This is a genomic window from Alkalihalobacillus sp. BA299 (assembly GCF_017745675.1).
Lineage (GTDB): Bacteria > Bacillota > Bacilli > Bacillales > Bacillaceae_F > Alkalihalobacterium.
On the sequence record NZ_JAFLJM010000003.1, the window covers coordinates 77,492 to 93,037 of the forward strand.

The window sequence follows — 15,546 nt, forward strand, 5'->3', positions numbered from 1 at the left end:
TCCATCTGCTTCATTTACTCTGTATCACCTTCGGCAGAAAGGGCTTTGTTTTGTCATGCAAACTCACCCAATGATACCTAGCCTTGTATGAAGTTCGTGTTCCTCAGACCAGAAGTTTGCCGCCCGCTTCCTTCAGATTCCACGTCACCATGGACACCCTTGCGTTAAGCTAACTGTTACTTCTGCCTTCACAGTTCGGGACTTTCACCCTAGAGATTGCACCCATGCTCGGCGCTCATGATAAAAAGCCCGAGCTATGTTAAGCTCGAGCTTTTATACTAATTAATCTACTTTTTTCTAATCATTTTCCATCAGCCTGTATTTAGGACTCCTGCTGCTACTCCACTAATCGTTAGCAATACTTCAGTTAATAACTCATCATCTTTTTCATCCGATGCCCGCATTTTTTTAATCAAATCGACCTGAAGGAAATTAAGTGGATCTACGTATGGATTACGTCTGCGAACCGATTCTTGAATATTTGGTGTATGATCGAGCAGCTCTTGATTTTGTGAAATTAATAAGAGAATATCCTTCGTTTTATTATATTCTTCTGTAATATCTTTAAAAATACGCTCTCCAATTGTACGATCTTCGACAAGGTTTACGTACTCTTTAGCTGTTGCCAAATCTGCTTTCATTAAAGCCATTTGAAGATTATCTATTGTTGAACGGAAAAATGGCCATTTAATATACATCGTCTGTAATAGCTTAACATTTTCATCACTTTTCGAGGAAAAGGATTGCAAGCCAGTACCTGCTGCATACCAAGCTGGAATCAACTGACGACATTGTGTCCAAGCGAATACCCATGGAATAGCACGTAAATTCTCAAAAGACTTATTATTTTTTCGACTCATTGGTCGTGATCCTATATTAAGAGCACTTAACTCCGATAACGGTGTTGCTTCATTAAAATAAGTTAGAAAATCTTTATCTTTAAAAACTAGTGATTGATATTTCGCCAATGAATATGATGAGATTTCTTCCATCGCTTCTTCCCACGCTTGTTCACGAATATGACTTTGCTCTGATTTTTTTGATACTTTAGCAGAGGCTTCAAGTAATGCTGAAGTTGCCTGTTCTAAACTTCTATAAGCAATGTCTTCTAGTAAATACCGAGATGATAACACTTCCCCTTGCTCTGTTATCTTTACCCCATCACCTAATGTTTCTGCAGGCTGTGATAGAATACTTCGATTTAATGGTCCACCACCACGTCCTAGTGAACCGCCTCGGCCATGGAAAAATTTCAAACTGATATTAAAGGATTTCGCCATTTCATGTATTTCTTTTTGCGCTTTAAATAATTTCCAGTTTGCTGTTAACGTTCCACCATCTTTACTTCCATCTGAGTATCCGAGCATAATTTCTTGATTATTATTTCGCTCCTGTAAATGATTGCGATAAACATCCATTTCAAATAATGTCTTCATAATTTGTGGTCCAGCAACCAAATCATCGACGGTTTCTAGTAGAGGAGCTACATTTATGCCACTTTCTACTTTACCATCAGCGTGTAATCGATAAATTCCTGCCTCTTTCGCAAGTACTAGTACTTCAAGTAGATCACTTGCCGATTGAGTCATACTCACAAGATACACTTCTATTGAACGGCTTCCAAATTCATTGTGAGCTCTTTTGATCATTCTAAAAGCTTTTATGATCTCCTGAGTTTCTTTTGAATAATCCTCATCTATTAAAAGAAGATGCCTCGGGTCTTTTAAGACATTTTCAAGTATCTCTATCTTTTTATCTTCTGCTAGTGAAGCGTAATCCTTTGTTATATTTACAGCTTGTAATATCTCAGTGATCGCCGCTTCATGCTCACCACTATGGTTTCTAATATCAAGTGTTGCTAGGTGAAACCCAAACAATTGAACTTGACGAATTAACTTCCGAATCATTTTAAGTTTATGGTTAGACGGTTGGTGTTTCTCCACATTTTCTTTAATAACGACTAAATCATTTAATAATTCCTCAGCTTCTTTATAACCAGCTTCTGATTTTCCAATTTCACCTAGGCGCTTTAAAATAACTGCAAACTTCCGACGATACACCTCTGTTTCAACAGGCCACGTCTTACCCTTTTCCATATATCTACTTTCGTCTTCTTCAACAGACTTTATAAACTGTTCACAAATATTTACGCGAGTAGTTGATTGACTGAATCGCTTCATCAATTCCACAATGACTTCTTTATATTTTTTTAGTACAAGTTTTCTTTGTAGTTTTAGTGTTTCCCATGTTATTTCAGGTGTAACATTTGGATTACCATCACGGTCTCCACCAATCCAAGAACCGAATCTTAGGAAATTAGGAACTTTCCATTCATTACCTGGATAATGCTCCTCTAATTGATCTTCCAACTCTTGATGTACATTAGGTAATACATCAAATAATGTTTCATCAAAATAATAGAGGCCGTTTTTAACCTCGTCTAATACTGTTGGCTTTCGGTGACGTAGTTCATCAGTTTGCCATAAAGCGGTGACTTCGTTAAATAAACTTTCATCTAGCTTTTCTCGTTCTCGCTTGGTTAACAATGGGTTATCAAACTGTTTTAAAATCGTTGAAATTCGCTTTTGTATTTCAAGTACAGTCCGCTTGGTTGCTTCTGTCGGATGAGCTGTAATAATTAACTCTAATGATAAATCATTAATTACTTTCTGAAGGGCATCTTCTGTTATCTTTTTACTCTTAATTGAGGTTACCGCACTTCCAAGAGAAAAAGGCTGTACACCATCGTCCTGTAATTGATATTGACGTCTTCTACGAATTCGATGATTTTGTTCTGCAATATTTACAAGGTGGAAATAGATTGAAAACGCACGTATCACTTGTTGTCTTGTTGGGGGTTCTAGGCTGCTAATTTCATCTTTTAACTTTTGATATAAGTCATCACTATAATTTTTTCGTAAATCTTTAGTTAACTCCCTAATGACTTCAACCTTATTTAATAGTGAAATATCTCCATGGTGTACTAAAATTTCACCTAAAATATTACCAAGTTTTTTTACATCATTCCGTAATAGGGAACTATTAACTGTTACATTACTCATTGATTATTAGCCTCCTGTTTTTATTCTGGATGGTCAAAAAGCCTTAGTGTAATATGGCTTCTCAAGGGACATCGCGTGACCCTGAAGGTCAAAATACGTCCCGATTTGTCATTAAAATAGGATAAATCATTTTTGAAGTACAGTTCAATATCATAACCTAGTTTTAACTATTACCTCTTATCATAACAGAAAACGTGGAAAATAACCAATCATATTCTGATAATTTAGTAATCTCATTAATACTTTCCTTAAACTTCATATCTTCAGACCTATAGTTAGATATTCCACAAAAAAAGAAGGCATCATGCCTTTAGTAACTTTTCAGAAACAATCTCTATACGCTTCTTTTATCAAGTTAGATTTGTTGTATAATTTCTTTATCCTGTACTTTATTTATAATACTATTTAAACGAGATAATATTAATAAAATTTCCTCTTCAGAAACCGTCCTAAAATCCATAATGACTTTATCTTCTTTCAGACGGGTAACTATGACTGGTTCACCGAAACGCAATAAGTCAAAAAGCCTTTGTGTTTGAATCTGGGGATGACTAATAACAGCTGTAACTGTCGGAATCTCAACTTCAGGCATTGTTCCACCCCCAATTTGAGATGTATCGTCTCGGGACTGACATATCCAACCTTGATTTCTTTTTTCTAATTCAAAAATAAAATTTGCTACTCGTTCTTTAATCCTCATTTTCGGCAGCAAAATATCTCCAATTGTTGGGATACTTTCAACGTTTCCTTGAATATATGACTTTAATGTAGCTTCCAAAGCTGCAAGAGTCATTTTATCTACTCGTAACACCCGAGCCATCTGATGCCTTTTTAGCTTATCAATTAGTTCTTTTTTTCCAGCAATAATTCCAGCTTGTGGTCCACCCAATAATTTATCACCACTAAAGGAAACAATGTCTACACCCATTTTTAATACTTTTGATACAACTGGTTCATCTCCTATTCCATGTTGAGAAAAATCGTAAAGTGCCCCACTCCCTAAATCCTCATAAACAATTACATGATCGTATGAAGCTGTTAGGTCTACTAAATCTTTTGAGGGTACAGATTGAGTAAATCCAATCGTTTTAAAATTACTCGTATGAACTTTCATAAGTAAAGAAGTTTCTTCTCTAATAGCTTGTTCGTAATCAAATAAATGTGTTTTATTTGTTGTGCCGACTTCTATAAGCTTAGCACCACTTTCTTCCATAATTGAAGAAATTCGAAAAGAACCTCCTATTTCCACTAGCTCCCCCCTAGATACAACTACTTCCTTTTCATTGGCCAGTGCACGTAAAATTAAATATACTGCAGCTGCATTATTATTAACAACCATTGCTGATTCTGCACCAGTAATTTCTTTTAAAGTACTTTCAATAATGTCATGCCTTGAGCCACGAACTCCTTTTTCAATATCATATTCAAGATTAGAATAATTTTTTGCAGCAAGTACTACTTGCTTTACTGCTTCATCACTCAATTTTGCTCTTCCTAAATTTGTATGCAAAATTGTTCCTGTTGCATTAATTACATGTTTAAATTTATATTGATGAAACGTACTACCTTTTGTTTGAATTTTCTTATAGATATAATCAATGAATGCATTTTTTGAAAGACATTCTTTCCATGTTTCATTTAATATCTCTTTACGGATGATTTCAATTTCTTCTTGAAGCCATTCTGTTATGATAGAACTCGGTATTTTTTGTTCTTCTTGTAAGCTTAAAAATTTACTGTTACTTTGCAGAGTATGTATTGCAGGTAACTCTTGAAGATATTTTTTCATTATTAGACCTCCATTACCTTCTATCTATAAAGTGAAACTTCATATATCGGGGATTTTCCTTCATCCCTTAAAAAACGTTGCCACAGGATGTGGTGATTTTATATTTGTATACAATTGTACGGGTTGCTAAATCAGATTACCTTTTTATCTTGAATAGGAGTATAATGATTTACTATAGATGTATCATAAATTAATGCGTATTTTTCATCTGTAAAGTCTTCAGGTTTTCCATCAAATATTACCCTACCATCTTTTAATGCTACAATTCTAGTTGCAAACTTTTTAGCTAACTCTACATCATGTACATTAATTATCGTTAATAGCTGTTGTTCATTATGAATCGTTTGAAGCAGTTCAAAAATCTTTTTTGACGTACTTGGATCAAGGCTAGCCACTGGCTCATCCCCTAAAAATAATTTGGGCTGTTGTAAAAGTGCTCTTGCAATTGCAACTCTTTGTTTCTGCCCCCCGCTTAATTCTTCAATTCGGTATTGGCTTTGCTCTATCAACTCTACATTTTCTAATGCTCTTAAAGCTTCTTCTTTTTCTTCTTTGGAGAAGATCCCAAGGAAGTTTTTAATTGAACTTCGATTACCAAACATTCCTATTAAAACATTTTGGTAAACACTCATTCGAGGGATTAAATTAAAATGTTGAAAAATCATTCCCATGTCTTTGCGAATATTTCGTAAGTCTTTTTCACGAAGACTACTTATGTTAACCTCTCTCCAAATTACCTTTCCTGAAGTAGGTCGTTGCAGCCCATTGATACAACGGATTAATGTAGATTTTCCTGCCCCGCTTTTGCCAAGGATACAAACAAATTCTCCCTTTCTAAAAGACAAACTTACATTAGAGAGCGCTGCTTGCTTTCTTGTTCGATAGCATAAAGACAATTGATCAAGCTCTAACACACCTCACTCCCCCTTAAATTACATTACTTTTTTTCGAATTTTTCCGCCTATAAAATCGACAACGATTACTAATACCATAATGACTACTATATCTAGTGCAACTGATCTATACTGAAACGTATTAAAATGGTTAAAAAGTTGCTGACCAATTCCTCCACCGCCTATAAAGCCTAATATTAAAGATGTACGAATTGCCACTTCAAAACGATAAAAGTATTGAGATAGGATATTGGGCCAGATTTGTGGCAAAATAGAAAATAATACTGAAATCCATCTAGCTGCTCCAACAGCCTTCATGGCTTCTTGGGGTCCTTTATCTGCAGACTCAATTAGTTCTGAAATTAATTTTCCAAGAACTCCTATGTTATGCAATAATATCGCTAATACAGCTGGAAAAGGACCAAGCCCCAAAGCTACGACGAAAATTAATCCAAACACGATTTCCGGTATTGACCGTAATCCACTAAGAAAGATTCGGTTGACTCCAAAAAGTATAGGACCGCAACTAGTATTACGTGCTGAAACAAAGCTAATTGGGATAGCAATTACTAGTGCAAAAAAAGTACCAAGAAAAGCCATAGCGAGTGTGACAAAACTTTCCTTCATTAACTTTGAAAGTATATCCCAATTTATCGGGAAAAATTGCTCTTTAACAAAGTCTATCGTATTTACAAATGAATAGAATATACCAAACTTAAAATCTACAATGATTAAACTAACCCAAGTAAATAAGAGCAAGATTCCTACAATAAAAAAATAATGACCTTTTAACCAAACCATCTTCGTTAACTCCCCTAGTCTAGATCATCGTCTAAACGTCCATCGATAATAGCGGCTTCACGTAACGAAGCATAATCTTCATTACTTGCCGTAGTAAAGCCCGAAGCACCAAATGGACTTAAAATCTCCTCATCTGTGATTCCCATAAATATATCTTGTAACTGTACAATAGTTTCAGCACCTGTCTCTGGACTTACAGCCCATGGGTACTGAAATAGCTTTTCTGACTTCCAAATCACTTTGATCTTCTCACCATTTAACTTTCCACTTTTAACTAAGGAATAGAAAATTGCACTATCTATAGCACCTGCATCTACATATTTGTTCAATACCGATTGCCCAGTAACATCATGGGAACCGGTAAATGTTATCGAATTAAACTTATGATTATCTTCTGAAGTGTAGACACCACGATTTTTTAACTCAACACTTGGAATTAAAGATCCTGAAGTAGATGATAAACTTCCAAAAGCAAAATCTACATTGTCATGATCTTCTAGTAATTCGTCTAAAGTCTCCCATTTTGAATCAACATGAGTAATAATATATGAGTAATAATACGGTTCTCCGTCTACTAATTGAGTAATTATTGCTTCTGCACCACTCCTCTCATGAGCAATAACATAAGTTAAAGGCCCGAAGAATGCCATATCAATATGGCTGTAATTTAAGGCTTCAACTACTGCGTTGTAAGCTGGATAATGTGTAATTTCAACTTTGCGGTTTAATTCTTTACTCAAAAGTGCCTGTAATTTATCAATAGCTGTTTGCATTTCTCCTTCTGTTTGGGAAGGGATTAATCCAATGGTAAAAACTTCATTTTCTTTTAAAGTTTGTTCTTGATTACAGCCAGCTGTTACAAACCATAAAACGACTATTAGTAAACGAAACGTTATTTTCATTTCTTTACCTCCCTTTATTTTTAATTACTTAAAGTAATTATTGTAATTATGATTAGTTATTTAAACACTATCATATAATAATCATGATTACAACGTAATTTCTGAATATTTATAATAAATATTCTTTTTATTGGTCTTATAGAGACGGTGTGATACTATTAAAAATAGAAAATTTCTACGAGGGGGTATAAAATGAACTTAAAAAGACTAAAAACCTTTATGCTAGTTATTGAACATAAAAATTTTTCTACAGTAGCAGAAATATTAAATATAAGTCAGCCCGGGGTTAGTAAACAAATCAAAACATTAGAAAAAGAGTTAGGAACATCTCTATTACACAGAGATTCTCTTATTCCTACTGAAGCAGGACGAATAGTATGCAAACGAGGAAAAAGCTTATTATGCTCTTGGAAGCAATTAGAAGAAGAGTGTCAAGCTTTTCAAACCAGTTTGACTGGCCTTGTCAAAATTGGTGCTAGTTCAATCCCAAGTACCTATATTTTACCCCCCATACTAAGAAATTACTTAAACGCCTATCCTCAACTAGAAATAAGCCTGTCAGTTCATGAGTCAGATGAAGTTTTAGAGCTAATCCAAACTGAAAAATTAGATTTAGGCTTTGTTGGCTGTCAACCGCAGTCAACAGAATTAATGAGTTATTTAATTGCAGAGGATAAACTATTACTAATTGGTCCCAATGACAGTGAAAAGGTTGATAGCTATGAAGACATTAAAGACTTGCCATTTATTTTTAGGAGCGGTCGCTCAGGTACATGGAAGGCAGCAAAGAAAGGTCTTTTACAATGGGGGGGAGCGATAGAAGAGCTAAATTGTATAGCGACTGTTCATAGTACAGAGTCTGTAATAACAATGGTTGAATCAGGGTTAGGATACTCCATTGTTTCCGACATGGCAGCCAGCTTAGCGACTAAATACAATCGCATTAAAATACTTGCAGAACTCCCTGTAGACAGAAAATTTTATTGTGTATACTCTACCTATAAACAACAACAACCTGGTATAAAAGCTTTCATTGATTTACTGCGGGTCTAGATTATAAATAAAATTCACCTTATCCGTTGGACAAAAAAAGCTAAATCTAAACAATCTTAATATAACCCAACTACAAATAATAGTTGGGTTATTATTAAGGTAGAATTTTACCGATTAAACAAAAATGTAACAAACAATCTTTTTTTTATCCTCATTCAATCGTATTCGTTAATTTACCTAACTCTTTCACACTTATTTCAATCCGGTCTCCAGATTTTAAATACTTAGGTGGATTGAAACCACTTCCTACACCTGAAGGAGTTCCAGTTGCAATAATGTCCCCAGGTTCTAACGTCATTCCTTGGGAAATAACAGAAATTATTGTCGGAATCGAGAAGATTAATTGATCTGTACTGCCCTTTTGCCTTAACTCCCCATTCACTCTCGTTTCAATTTCTAGTTCTTTAGCATTTATTAGGCTTGAATGCGTAATCCATGGTCCCATTGGGCATGTCGCATCTAAACTTTTCCCTAAAAAGAATTGATTATGTCTTTTTTGAAGATTTCGCGCTGTAATATCATTAAGAATGGTGTATCCAAATATGTAATCAAGTGCTTCTTCTTCCTTAATAGCTTTCCCTTTTTTCCCGATTACAATCGCTATCTCCCCTTCATAATCTAACTCATTTGTTAATTCAGCATGATTTAATACTACCTCTTCGGTTCCGATGACGGTAGTTGGAGCTTTTGTAAACATTAATAAATGCTTAGGAATATCCTCTACACTTCCCATTTCAATTGCATGTGATGCATAGTTTTTTCCGACACAAAAAATATTTTTCCTTGGTCTGGGAATTGGAGCTAATAACTTCAATTCAGGATTTGATAAATCATATGAGTATTCAGCCAACCTTTTTTCTCCTGCCCATTTGATACTTTCTGTAACTTCATGAATGAAGGGCTCTCCTAATTCAATTGCTTCTATTAGAGAATCTGGTATTTTGATTTCCATGTCTCGATCGCTTTGAATTTTTTGAAGGTCAATAATTTTCGTTTGATCATGATTTAAGACTCCAATTCTTTGCCATCCATTAAGCATAAATGTAACAAACCTCATAACCTACACCTACCCTTTTATTATTTATACTACTATTTAAAAAAGAGGAGCTAATCATCCATAAGTGTGCTCCTCCTCCAAAATATTATATTTGATAAATGACTACGATCGCTGAATTTGACACTGGCCAACCTACGACTTTCTATCCAAGAACAGCTTTATCACTTGCCAATTGTTCACCACGAATACGTTGAAACTCGTTTAGCAGCTTTTCAATCGTTAAATTCTGCTTTTCTGTTCCTTTTACATCAAAAATAATTTGACCTTTATCCATCATAATTAATCGATTTCCTAAGTCTAACGCCTGCTGCATATTATGTGTAACCATTAATGTCGTTAAGTTAAAATTTTGAACGATCTCTCCAGTAAGGCGTGTTATTAGTTCAGCTCTTGCTGGGTCAAGTGCCGCAGTATGTTCATCTAATAATAGAATTTTTGGTTCAGTAAAAGTAGCCATCAGTAACGATAATGCTTGCCGTTCTCCTCCCGACAGCAAGCCAACTTTCGCGGTTAATCGATCCTCTAAACCTAAATTTAGCGATGCTAAATACTCCCGGAACAGCTCACGTCGCTTTTTTGTTACTCCAAAGCTTAGTGTTCTTTTTTTATTTCGCGAATACGCCATCGCTAAATTTTCTTCTATGGTCATCGTTGGAGCAGTTCCTGCCATTGGATCTTGAAAGACTCGACCGATGTACGTAGATCGTTTGTATTCTGGTAAATACGTGACATGTTTACCATCTATAACGACATCACCAACGTCAGGAGATAATGTTCCAGAGATCGTATTCATTAATGTTGATTTTCCAGCTCCATTACTTCCGATGACGGTAATAAAATCTCCAGAACTCAATGATAAATTAATATTTTGTAATGCCTTTTTCTCATCAAGCGTTCCCTCATTAAAGGTAATGCTAATGTTATTAAGATGCAACATTTCCATTTCCTCCTAGTTGCGAGAGCTGTGCCCGCTTCTTTATGCGGCGCCGTTTTTCTTTACGAGCAGCTAATATTTTCGGTGTTACAAGTGCTGCAACGACGATTACAGCTGTAATTAACTTCATGTCCCCGGTTTCTAAAAATTCAACTCTTAGTGCCAAAGTCAGAACGATTCGATAGATGATCGCTCCACCGATAACGGCTAATGTTGTTCGTGCAATCGTTTTAGTTCCAAAAAGCGCCTCACCAATAATAACCGAAGCAAGTCCGATAATAATCATTCCTATACCCATACCAACATCAGCAAAGCCGCCATATTGAGCAATAAGAGAGCCAGATAATGCAACCAGACCATTTGATAACCCTAAGCCTAAAATAATTAAGTAGTCAGTGTTCGCTGAAAAGCTACGGATCATTCGTTTGTTGTCTCCTGTTGCTCTAAGCGCTAAACCAACTTCTGTTTTTAAAAATAAATCAAGTAAAACTTTAATAACTAAAGTAACGATTAAGGCAAAAAACACAACTGCCCATGTACGCGGAAGCTGTGGTACACCTAAAAATGATATAATTCCATTAAAAAATTGATCAAAGCCAAGATTTTGCCATAATCCTGTTAGTTGTTTAATAAGTGTTGTCTCATTTAATAACGGTAAATTAGGGCGACCCATAATTCTTAAATTAATCGAATAAAGAGCTATCATCATTAAAATACCGGACAACAATGGATTAATCTTACCTTTCGTATGAAGAATCCCTGTGACACAACCAGCAATAAATCCAGCCAAAACAGCAACGATTGTAGCAACGATCGGTGAGTACCCATTAATAATCATCATTGCAGCAACTGCTGCTCCTGTCACAAAGCTCCCATCTACAGTTAAGTCTGGAAAATCAAGAATACGAAAGGTGAGGTAGACCCCTAGTGCCATGAGTGCATAAATAATTCCAGATTCAATTGAGCCAAATATTGAGATAAACATGATGACCTCTTCCTTCCTAAACTAAAAATACTAAAATTAATAATGGCAATATGGCTGACTCTAATATAGTATCCAGTACCTTAAAAACGCTATCTATCCTACATACGCGTGAGTCAGCCCTACCACTCTTATTCTATTACATTATTCGATTACTTCAGCAATCGTACCCCACTCATCGTTCCACTCTACACCTTGCTCTTCTGCTGCTTTCTTGTTAATTAATAGAGTAAGCTCAGGTGGAATTTCCACATTAATTTCAGATGGTGCTTTTTCACCTTTTAAAATTTGTACTGCCATTTCACCAGCACGATAACCAATGGAGAAGAAATCTACACCGTATGTTGCAAATCCACCGCCTTCTAGTGATTCTGGGTCACCAACGATTAATGGAATATTATTATCATTTGCAACTCCTACTAAAGCTCCTAGACCTTGTACAACTGTATTATCTGTCGTCATTAGGAACACATCAACGCGATCGGCTAAAGAGCGAGCCGCCTCAGCTACTACAGCTGAAGAATCTACGCTCCGTTCAACAAGCGTAAGGCTAGTTCCTTTCATGGCCGCTTTGACTGCTTCTAATTGAGAAATTGAGTTTTGTTCCCCTGAATCGATGATAATCCCTACTCTTGCACCTTCAAAGTTTTCTTCAATAAACTCTACTGTTTTTTGTGTAAATTCAGGGTGTAGATCAATGACACCAGTGATGTTCTCGCCAGGCTCATCTAATGCTGTAACTAGCCCTGCTGATACTGGATCTGAAACTGAAGCAAAGACGATTGGTATCTCATTTGTAGCATTTAAAGCACCTAACGTACTTACTGTTGAATTTGTAAAGATTAAGTCGACATTATCAGCGACAAAGTTATTGGCGATCGTATGAACATTGTTTTGGTCACCTTGCGCACTTTGGAAATCATATGTAACGGATAAACCAGCATCTTCAATCGCTTTTTGGAATCCTTCATAGGCAGCATCAAGCGATGGATGCTCTACAATTTGCGTAGCCCCAATTTTAAACGTAACTTCTTCTGCAGGCGCTTCCTCACTACTTTGATTTTCTTCTGGTTCAGCAGGTGTACTACTATCCTGGCCACAAGCAGTAAGTGCTATTAAACCTACAGCTGCTGTCCCAACTAATTTCATCCATTTCTTCATTTCATTATCCCCCTATAGTTTTTATAATTTTCTAATAGTTAAGTATTATCATAGTACAACTAGCCACTTATTGTAAATAACTTTTTTTATTAGATTAAAGCGGTTATGCGAATAAGTGACGATTTTTTTATCTATAGAATTTAATTTTTTTTGTTACTTCTTGAAGAAGAATATTTAATTACCCATTGTTGATACTGTTTTTCAGAATAACTTCTCTAAGTTACATTTAATGGCCGTACTTTTACTTTCGACAAACATAATTTAAGCGAGAATGACTCTATGCCCTCTTCGCTACTCTATACAAACTATTTCATAATGAAAATAATCCTTTTCTCTTTTTACTAACTCCTCTTCTAAAGTAGGTAATAGATTTTCACACGATTGGTTTGAATCTAATTGCTGAAGTATATGGTTAATTTCATTAGAATGCTCCCGCTTATAATAAACATCAAATGGGAAATGCTGGTTTAAATATCTTTCTGATTCCTCCTCCTTGTACTTTTTCATATAAGATAAAAGCGGTTGATACTCGTTTATTGCTATACTTACTCTTACACTTGCGTCTTCATTATTATTGTTCAAGTTAAATTCTTCGCCATAATTCATTTGTGTAAAAAGATAATCAATGATTAAAACGTCTTGAAAGGTAAAAAACTCTGCACTCGTATACGGAACTTCAACTTCCTGTTCTTCTGTAACAATCAAACTTCCCTCATACACAGTCGTAAATAAATTTTCCTTCATAAACATAGCAGCAGCAACGACAACAATTACGATGAAAAACGCGACTATATTTTCAAAACGCTTGTCTTTTATTTTTTTCTTTTTCATCCATTTTGTTATAAGTAGAGAAAACACAGCACAGATAATTCCAACCAATAGTATGCCAATCAACGTGAATAGCCAACTTGGAAATATTAACAACATCATATCAAATCCTATCTATATAATTATCCATAGAAAATATGGTATCATACTTAACGTATAAATTACTGCTCATAAGCAAAACAATGAACATAAAGGCAATTATTTTTAAAATGTTCATCATAAAATGAAGCTTCTTTTTGGACAATTAAATTTAAATCTACTAACTTTTAGTATTAAAGAATAGAGGTAAGATAAAATGAAAGTCGTTATTACAACTTTAAATGCGAAGTACATCCATACTTGTCTAGCTCTTCGCTGTCTAAAAGCTTATGCTGAACCTGAATACCCTGTAGAAATGGTTGAATTTACAATCAAAGATCCAATCATGAATATCGTGACTGAACTTTATCAAAAAAATCCTGATGTTATTGGATTTAGTTGTTATATTTGGAATATTGAAGAGACGATTAAAGTCGTAGAAATGCTTAAAAAAGTAATGCCAAATGTGAAAATCGTTCTCGGTGGACCCGAAGTGTCATATGATACAGCTTATTGGCTAGAGCGCATCCCACAAGCTGATTTTATCGTCATCGGTGAAGGTGAAGAAACGTTTAAACTCCTACTAGACGAGCTTGCCCATGATGAAAAGTTTCATATGGTGTTTGGCCTCGCTTATCGAAAAGATAGTAAAGTCATTGTTAATCCTCCGAGTACAAAGCTTGACTTAAATTCAATTCCGTCACCGTACCGCTTTCAAGAAGATTTACCTGCTCTTTCAAAGCGAGTTACTTACTTTGAAACAAGCCGAGGCTGTCCTTTTAGTTGTCAATTTTGTTTATCCTCTATTGAAGTTGGGGTCAGGTATTTTGATATTGAACGAGTAAAATCCGATTTACTTTTCTTAATCAAAAGTGGTGCGAAGCTTATTAAATTCGTCGACCGGACGTTCAATATTAAACGAGATTACGCCCTTGAGATCTTTCAGTTTCTCATTGATAACCACGAGGGGTGTGTATTCCAATTTGAAATAACCGCTGATATTATGCGTCCAGAAGTACTGGAGTTTTTAAATCGAAACGCACCTGCTGGAATTTTCCGCTTTGAAATAGGAGTTCAGTCCACAAATGATGCGACAAATGAACTCGTAAAACGAAAACAAAATTTTGAAAAGCTCTCTCGAACGGTAACACTTGTTAAAGAAGGTGGAAAAATTGATCAGCATCTTGACTTAATTGCTGGCTTACCCGAGGAGAATTATGAGTCATTTAAAAATACATTTAATGATGTATTTGCACTGCGTCCTGAGGAACTACAACTTGGATTCTTAAAAATGTTAAGAGGGACAGGACTTCGCCTGCGTGCAGATGACCACGATTATGTATTTATGGAGCATGCACCATACGAAATCTTAGGAAACAATGTTTTGCCTTTTGAAGATATCGTTCGGATTAAACGTGTCGAAGATGTATTAGAAAAGTACTGGAACGATCATCGCATGGATGAAACAGTTGAATACTTAGTGACTAAAGAATTCACTTCAGCCTTTGATTTCTTCCAGGAATTTGGGGATTTTTGGGATAAACAAGGCTGGGCAAAAATTGGTCATCAACTCGAAGATTTGTTTCGTAGACTATTTCAATTTTTACAAGAAAGAAATACAAAGAACATCGAAACCATCCACGGCCTAATGGTTTATGATTACTTTATTCGCCATAAGCATAAACCTCGTTCAACATGGTGGAAATTCTCATTAACGAAAGAAGCTCAATCTCGTTATTTGAAATCAATCGCTACTTCACCTCATTTAGTTTCTGAGGAATTTAGTAAATTAAGACTGTCAGAAAAAGACCTTCATAAACATACAATGATTGAAGTTCTGTCTTTTGATCTTGATCACTATTTACAGACAAAAGAAGTAATTTTACAAGAGCAGCTAATGATTACTTACTTTAATCCAAAAGAGCAGAATACGACACACTATACTTCATCATTACACAATCTAGAGCAAGGCGCCTTATCATAAGGCGTTTTTTCTAATACATAAG

General features: G+C 35.3%; 12 protein-coding genes. 2 read left to right on the top strand and 10 right to left on the bottom strand.

The genetic code is table 11. The features are described 5' to 3' along the window. Positions 1–311: 311 nt before the first annotated feature. The 5 genes from ppc to phnD all read right to left on the bottom strand — a co-directional run bounded on the left by ppc (position 312) and on the right by phnD (position 7,447). Positions 312–3,062, bottom strand: coding sequence for a phosphoenolpyruvate carboxylase (ppc, locus tag J0N78_RS04795; protein ID WP_209121892.1), 2,751 nt, complete (start codon positions 3,060–3,062; stop codon positions 312–314). A 355-nt stretch (positions 3,063–3,417) separates the two neighbouring features. Beyond that, a complete protein-coding gene (gene selA, locus J0N78_RS04800; protein WP_209121893.1) occupies positions 3,418–4,851 on the bottom strand; it encodes an L-seryl-tRNA(Sec) selenium transferase in 1,434 nt (477 codons plus the stop codon). Between the two features lie 131 nt (positions 4,852–4,982). Further along, positions 4,983–5,765: a phosphonate ABC transporter ATP-binding protein gene (gene phnC / locus J0N78_RS04805; protein WP_209121894.1), complete on the bottom strand. Its 783-nt coding sequence runs from the start codon at positions 5,763–5,765 to the stop codon at positions 4,983–4,985. 18 nt (positions 5,766–5,783) lie between these two features. After that, a complete protein-coding gene (gene phnE / locus J0N78_RS04810) occupies positions 5,784–6,545 on the bottom strand; it encodes a phosphonate ABC transporter, permease protein PhnE (RefSeq protein WP_209121895.1) in 762 nt (253 codons plus the stop codon). Between the two features lie 14 nt (positions 6,546–6,559). After that, on the bottom strand, positions 6,560–7,447 hold the full coding sequence (gene phnD, locus J0N78_RS04815) for a phosphate/phosphite/phosphonate ABC transporter substrate-binding protein (RefSeq protein WP_209121896.1): 888 nt from the start codon (positions 7,445–7,447) through the stop codon (positions 6,560–6,562). Between the two features lie 192 nt (positions 7,448–7,639). Here phnD and J0N78_RS04820 point away from each other — a divergent pair, with 192 nt between their 5' ends. Beyond that, positions 7,640–8,500, top strand: a complete 861-nt coding sequence (locus J0N78_RS04820; RefSeq protein WP_209121897.1) for a selenium metabolism-associated LysR family transcriptional regulator — start codon at positions 7,640–7,642, stop codon at positions 8,498–8,500. A 151-nt stretch (positions 8,501–8,651) separates the two neighbouring features. Here the strand turns inward: J0N78_RS04820 and J0N78_RS04825 are convergent, their stop codons facing one another. The 5 genes from J0N78_RS04825 to J0N78_RS04845 form a co-directional block, all read right to left on the bottom strand. Next, positions 8,652–9,557: a fumarylacetoacetate hydrolase family protein gene (locus J0N78_RS04825; protein WP_209121898.1), complete on the bottom strand. Its 906-nt coding sequence runs from the start codon at positions 9,555–9,557 to the stop codon at positions 8,652–8,654. Between the two features lie 142 nt (positions 9,558–9,699). Next, positions 9,700–10,494 (bottom strand): ABC transporter ATP-binding protein, encoded by a 795-nt coding sequence (locus tag J0N78_RS04830; RefSeq protein ID WP_209121899.1) that lies wholly within the window; start codon positions 10,492–10,494, stop codon positions 9,700–9,702. Continuing rightward, complete coding sequence (locus J0N78_RS04835; protein WP_209121900.1) at positions 10,481–11,476, bottom strand: ABC transporter permease; 996 nt, start codon at positions 11,474–11,476, stop codon at positions 10,481–10,483. Before J0N78_RS04835 ends, J0N78_RS04830 begins: the two co-directional genes overlap by 14 nt. Before the next feature lie 141 nt (positions 11,477–11,617). After that, positions 11,618–12,634, bottom strand: coding sequence for an ABC transporter substrate-binding protein (locus tag J0N78_RS04840; RefSeq protein ID WP_209121901.1), 1,017 nt, complete (start codon positions 12,632–12,634; stop codon positions 11,618–11,620). 291 nt (positions 12,635–12,925) lie between these two features. Beyond that, complete coding sequence (locus J0N78_RS04845) at positions 12,926–13,561, bottom strand: hypothetical protein (protein ID WP_209121902.1); 636 nt, start codon at positions 13,559–13,561, stop codon at positions 12,926–12,928. A gap of 196 nt (positions 13,562–13,757) precedes the next feature. Here J0N78_RS04845 and J0N78_RS04850 point away from each other — a divergent pair, with 196 nt between their 5' ends. Next, the gene (locus tag J0N78_RS04850; protein WP_209121903.1) at positions 13,758–15,524 is read left to right on the top strand and encodes a B12-binding domain-containing radical SAM protein; all 1,767 of its coding nucleotides are present in this window, start codon (positions 13,758–13,760) and stop codon (positions 15,522–15,524) included. Positions 15,525–15,546: the final 22 nt, after the last annotated feature.

Bases quoted from the DNA above. Each gene is read 5' to 3' on its own strand.
- phnD (WP_209121896.1), bottom strand. From the start codon at position 7,447: ATGAAAATAACGTTTCGTTTACTAATAGTCGTTTTATGGTTTGTAACA.
- ppc (WP_209121892.1), bottom strand. From the start codon at position 3,062: ATGAGTAATGTAACAGTTAATAGTTCCCTATTACGGAATGATGTAAAA.
- J0N78_RS04820 (WP_209121897.1), top strand. From the start codon at position 7,640: ATGAACTTAAAAAGACTAAAAACCTTTATGCTAGTTATTGAACATAAA.
- J0N78_RS04830 (WP_209121899.1), bottom strand. From the start codon at position 10,494: ATGTTGCATCTTAATAACATTAGCATTACCTTTAATGAGGGAACGCTT.
- J0N78_RS04840 (WP_209121901.1), bottom strand. From the start codon at position 12,634: ATGAAGAAATGGATGAAATTAGTTGGGACAGCAGCTGTAGGTTTAATA.
- J0N78_RS04825 (WP_209121898.1), bottom strand. From the start codon at position 9,557: ATGAGGTTTGTTACATTTATGCTTAATGGATGGCAAAGAATTGGAGTC.
- phnE (WP_209121895.1), bottom strand. From the start codon at position 6,545: ATGGTTTGGTTAAAAGGTCATTATTTTTTTATTGTAGGAATCTTGCTC.
- J0N78_RS04845 (WP_209121902.1), bottom strand. From the start codon at position 13,561: ATGTTGTTAATATTTCCAAGTTGGCTATTCACGTTGATTGGCATACTA.
- J0N78_RS04835 (WP_209121900.1), bottom strand. From the start codon at position 11,476: ATGTTTATCTCAATATTTGGCTCAATTGAATCTGGAATTATTTATGCA.
- selA (WP_209121893.1), bottom strand. From the start codon at position 4,851: ATGAAAAAATATCTTCAAGAGTTACCTGCAATACATACTCTGCAAAGT.
- J0N78_RS04850 (WP_209121903.1), top strand. From the start codon at position 13,758: ATGAAAGTCGTTATTACAACTTTAAATGCGAAGTACATCCATACTTGT.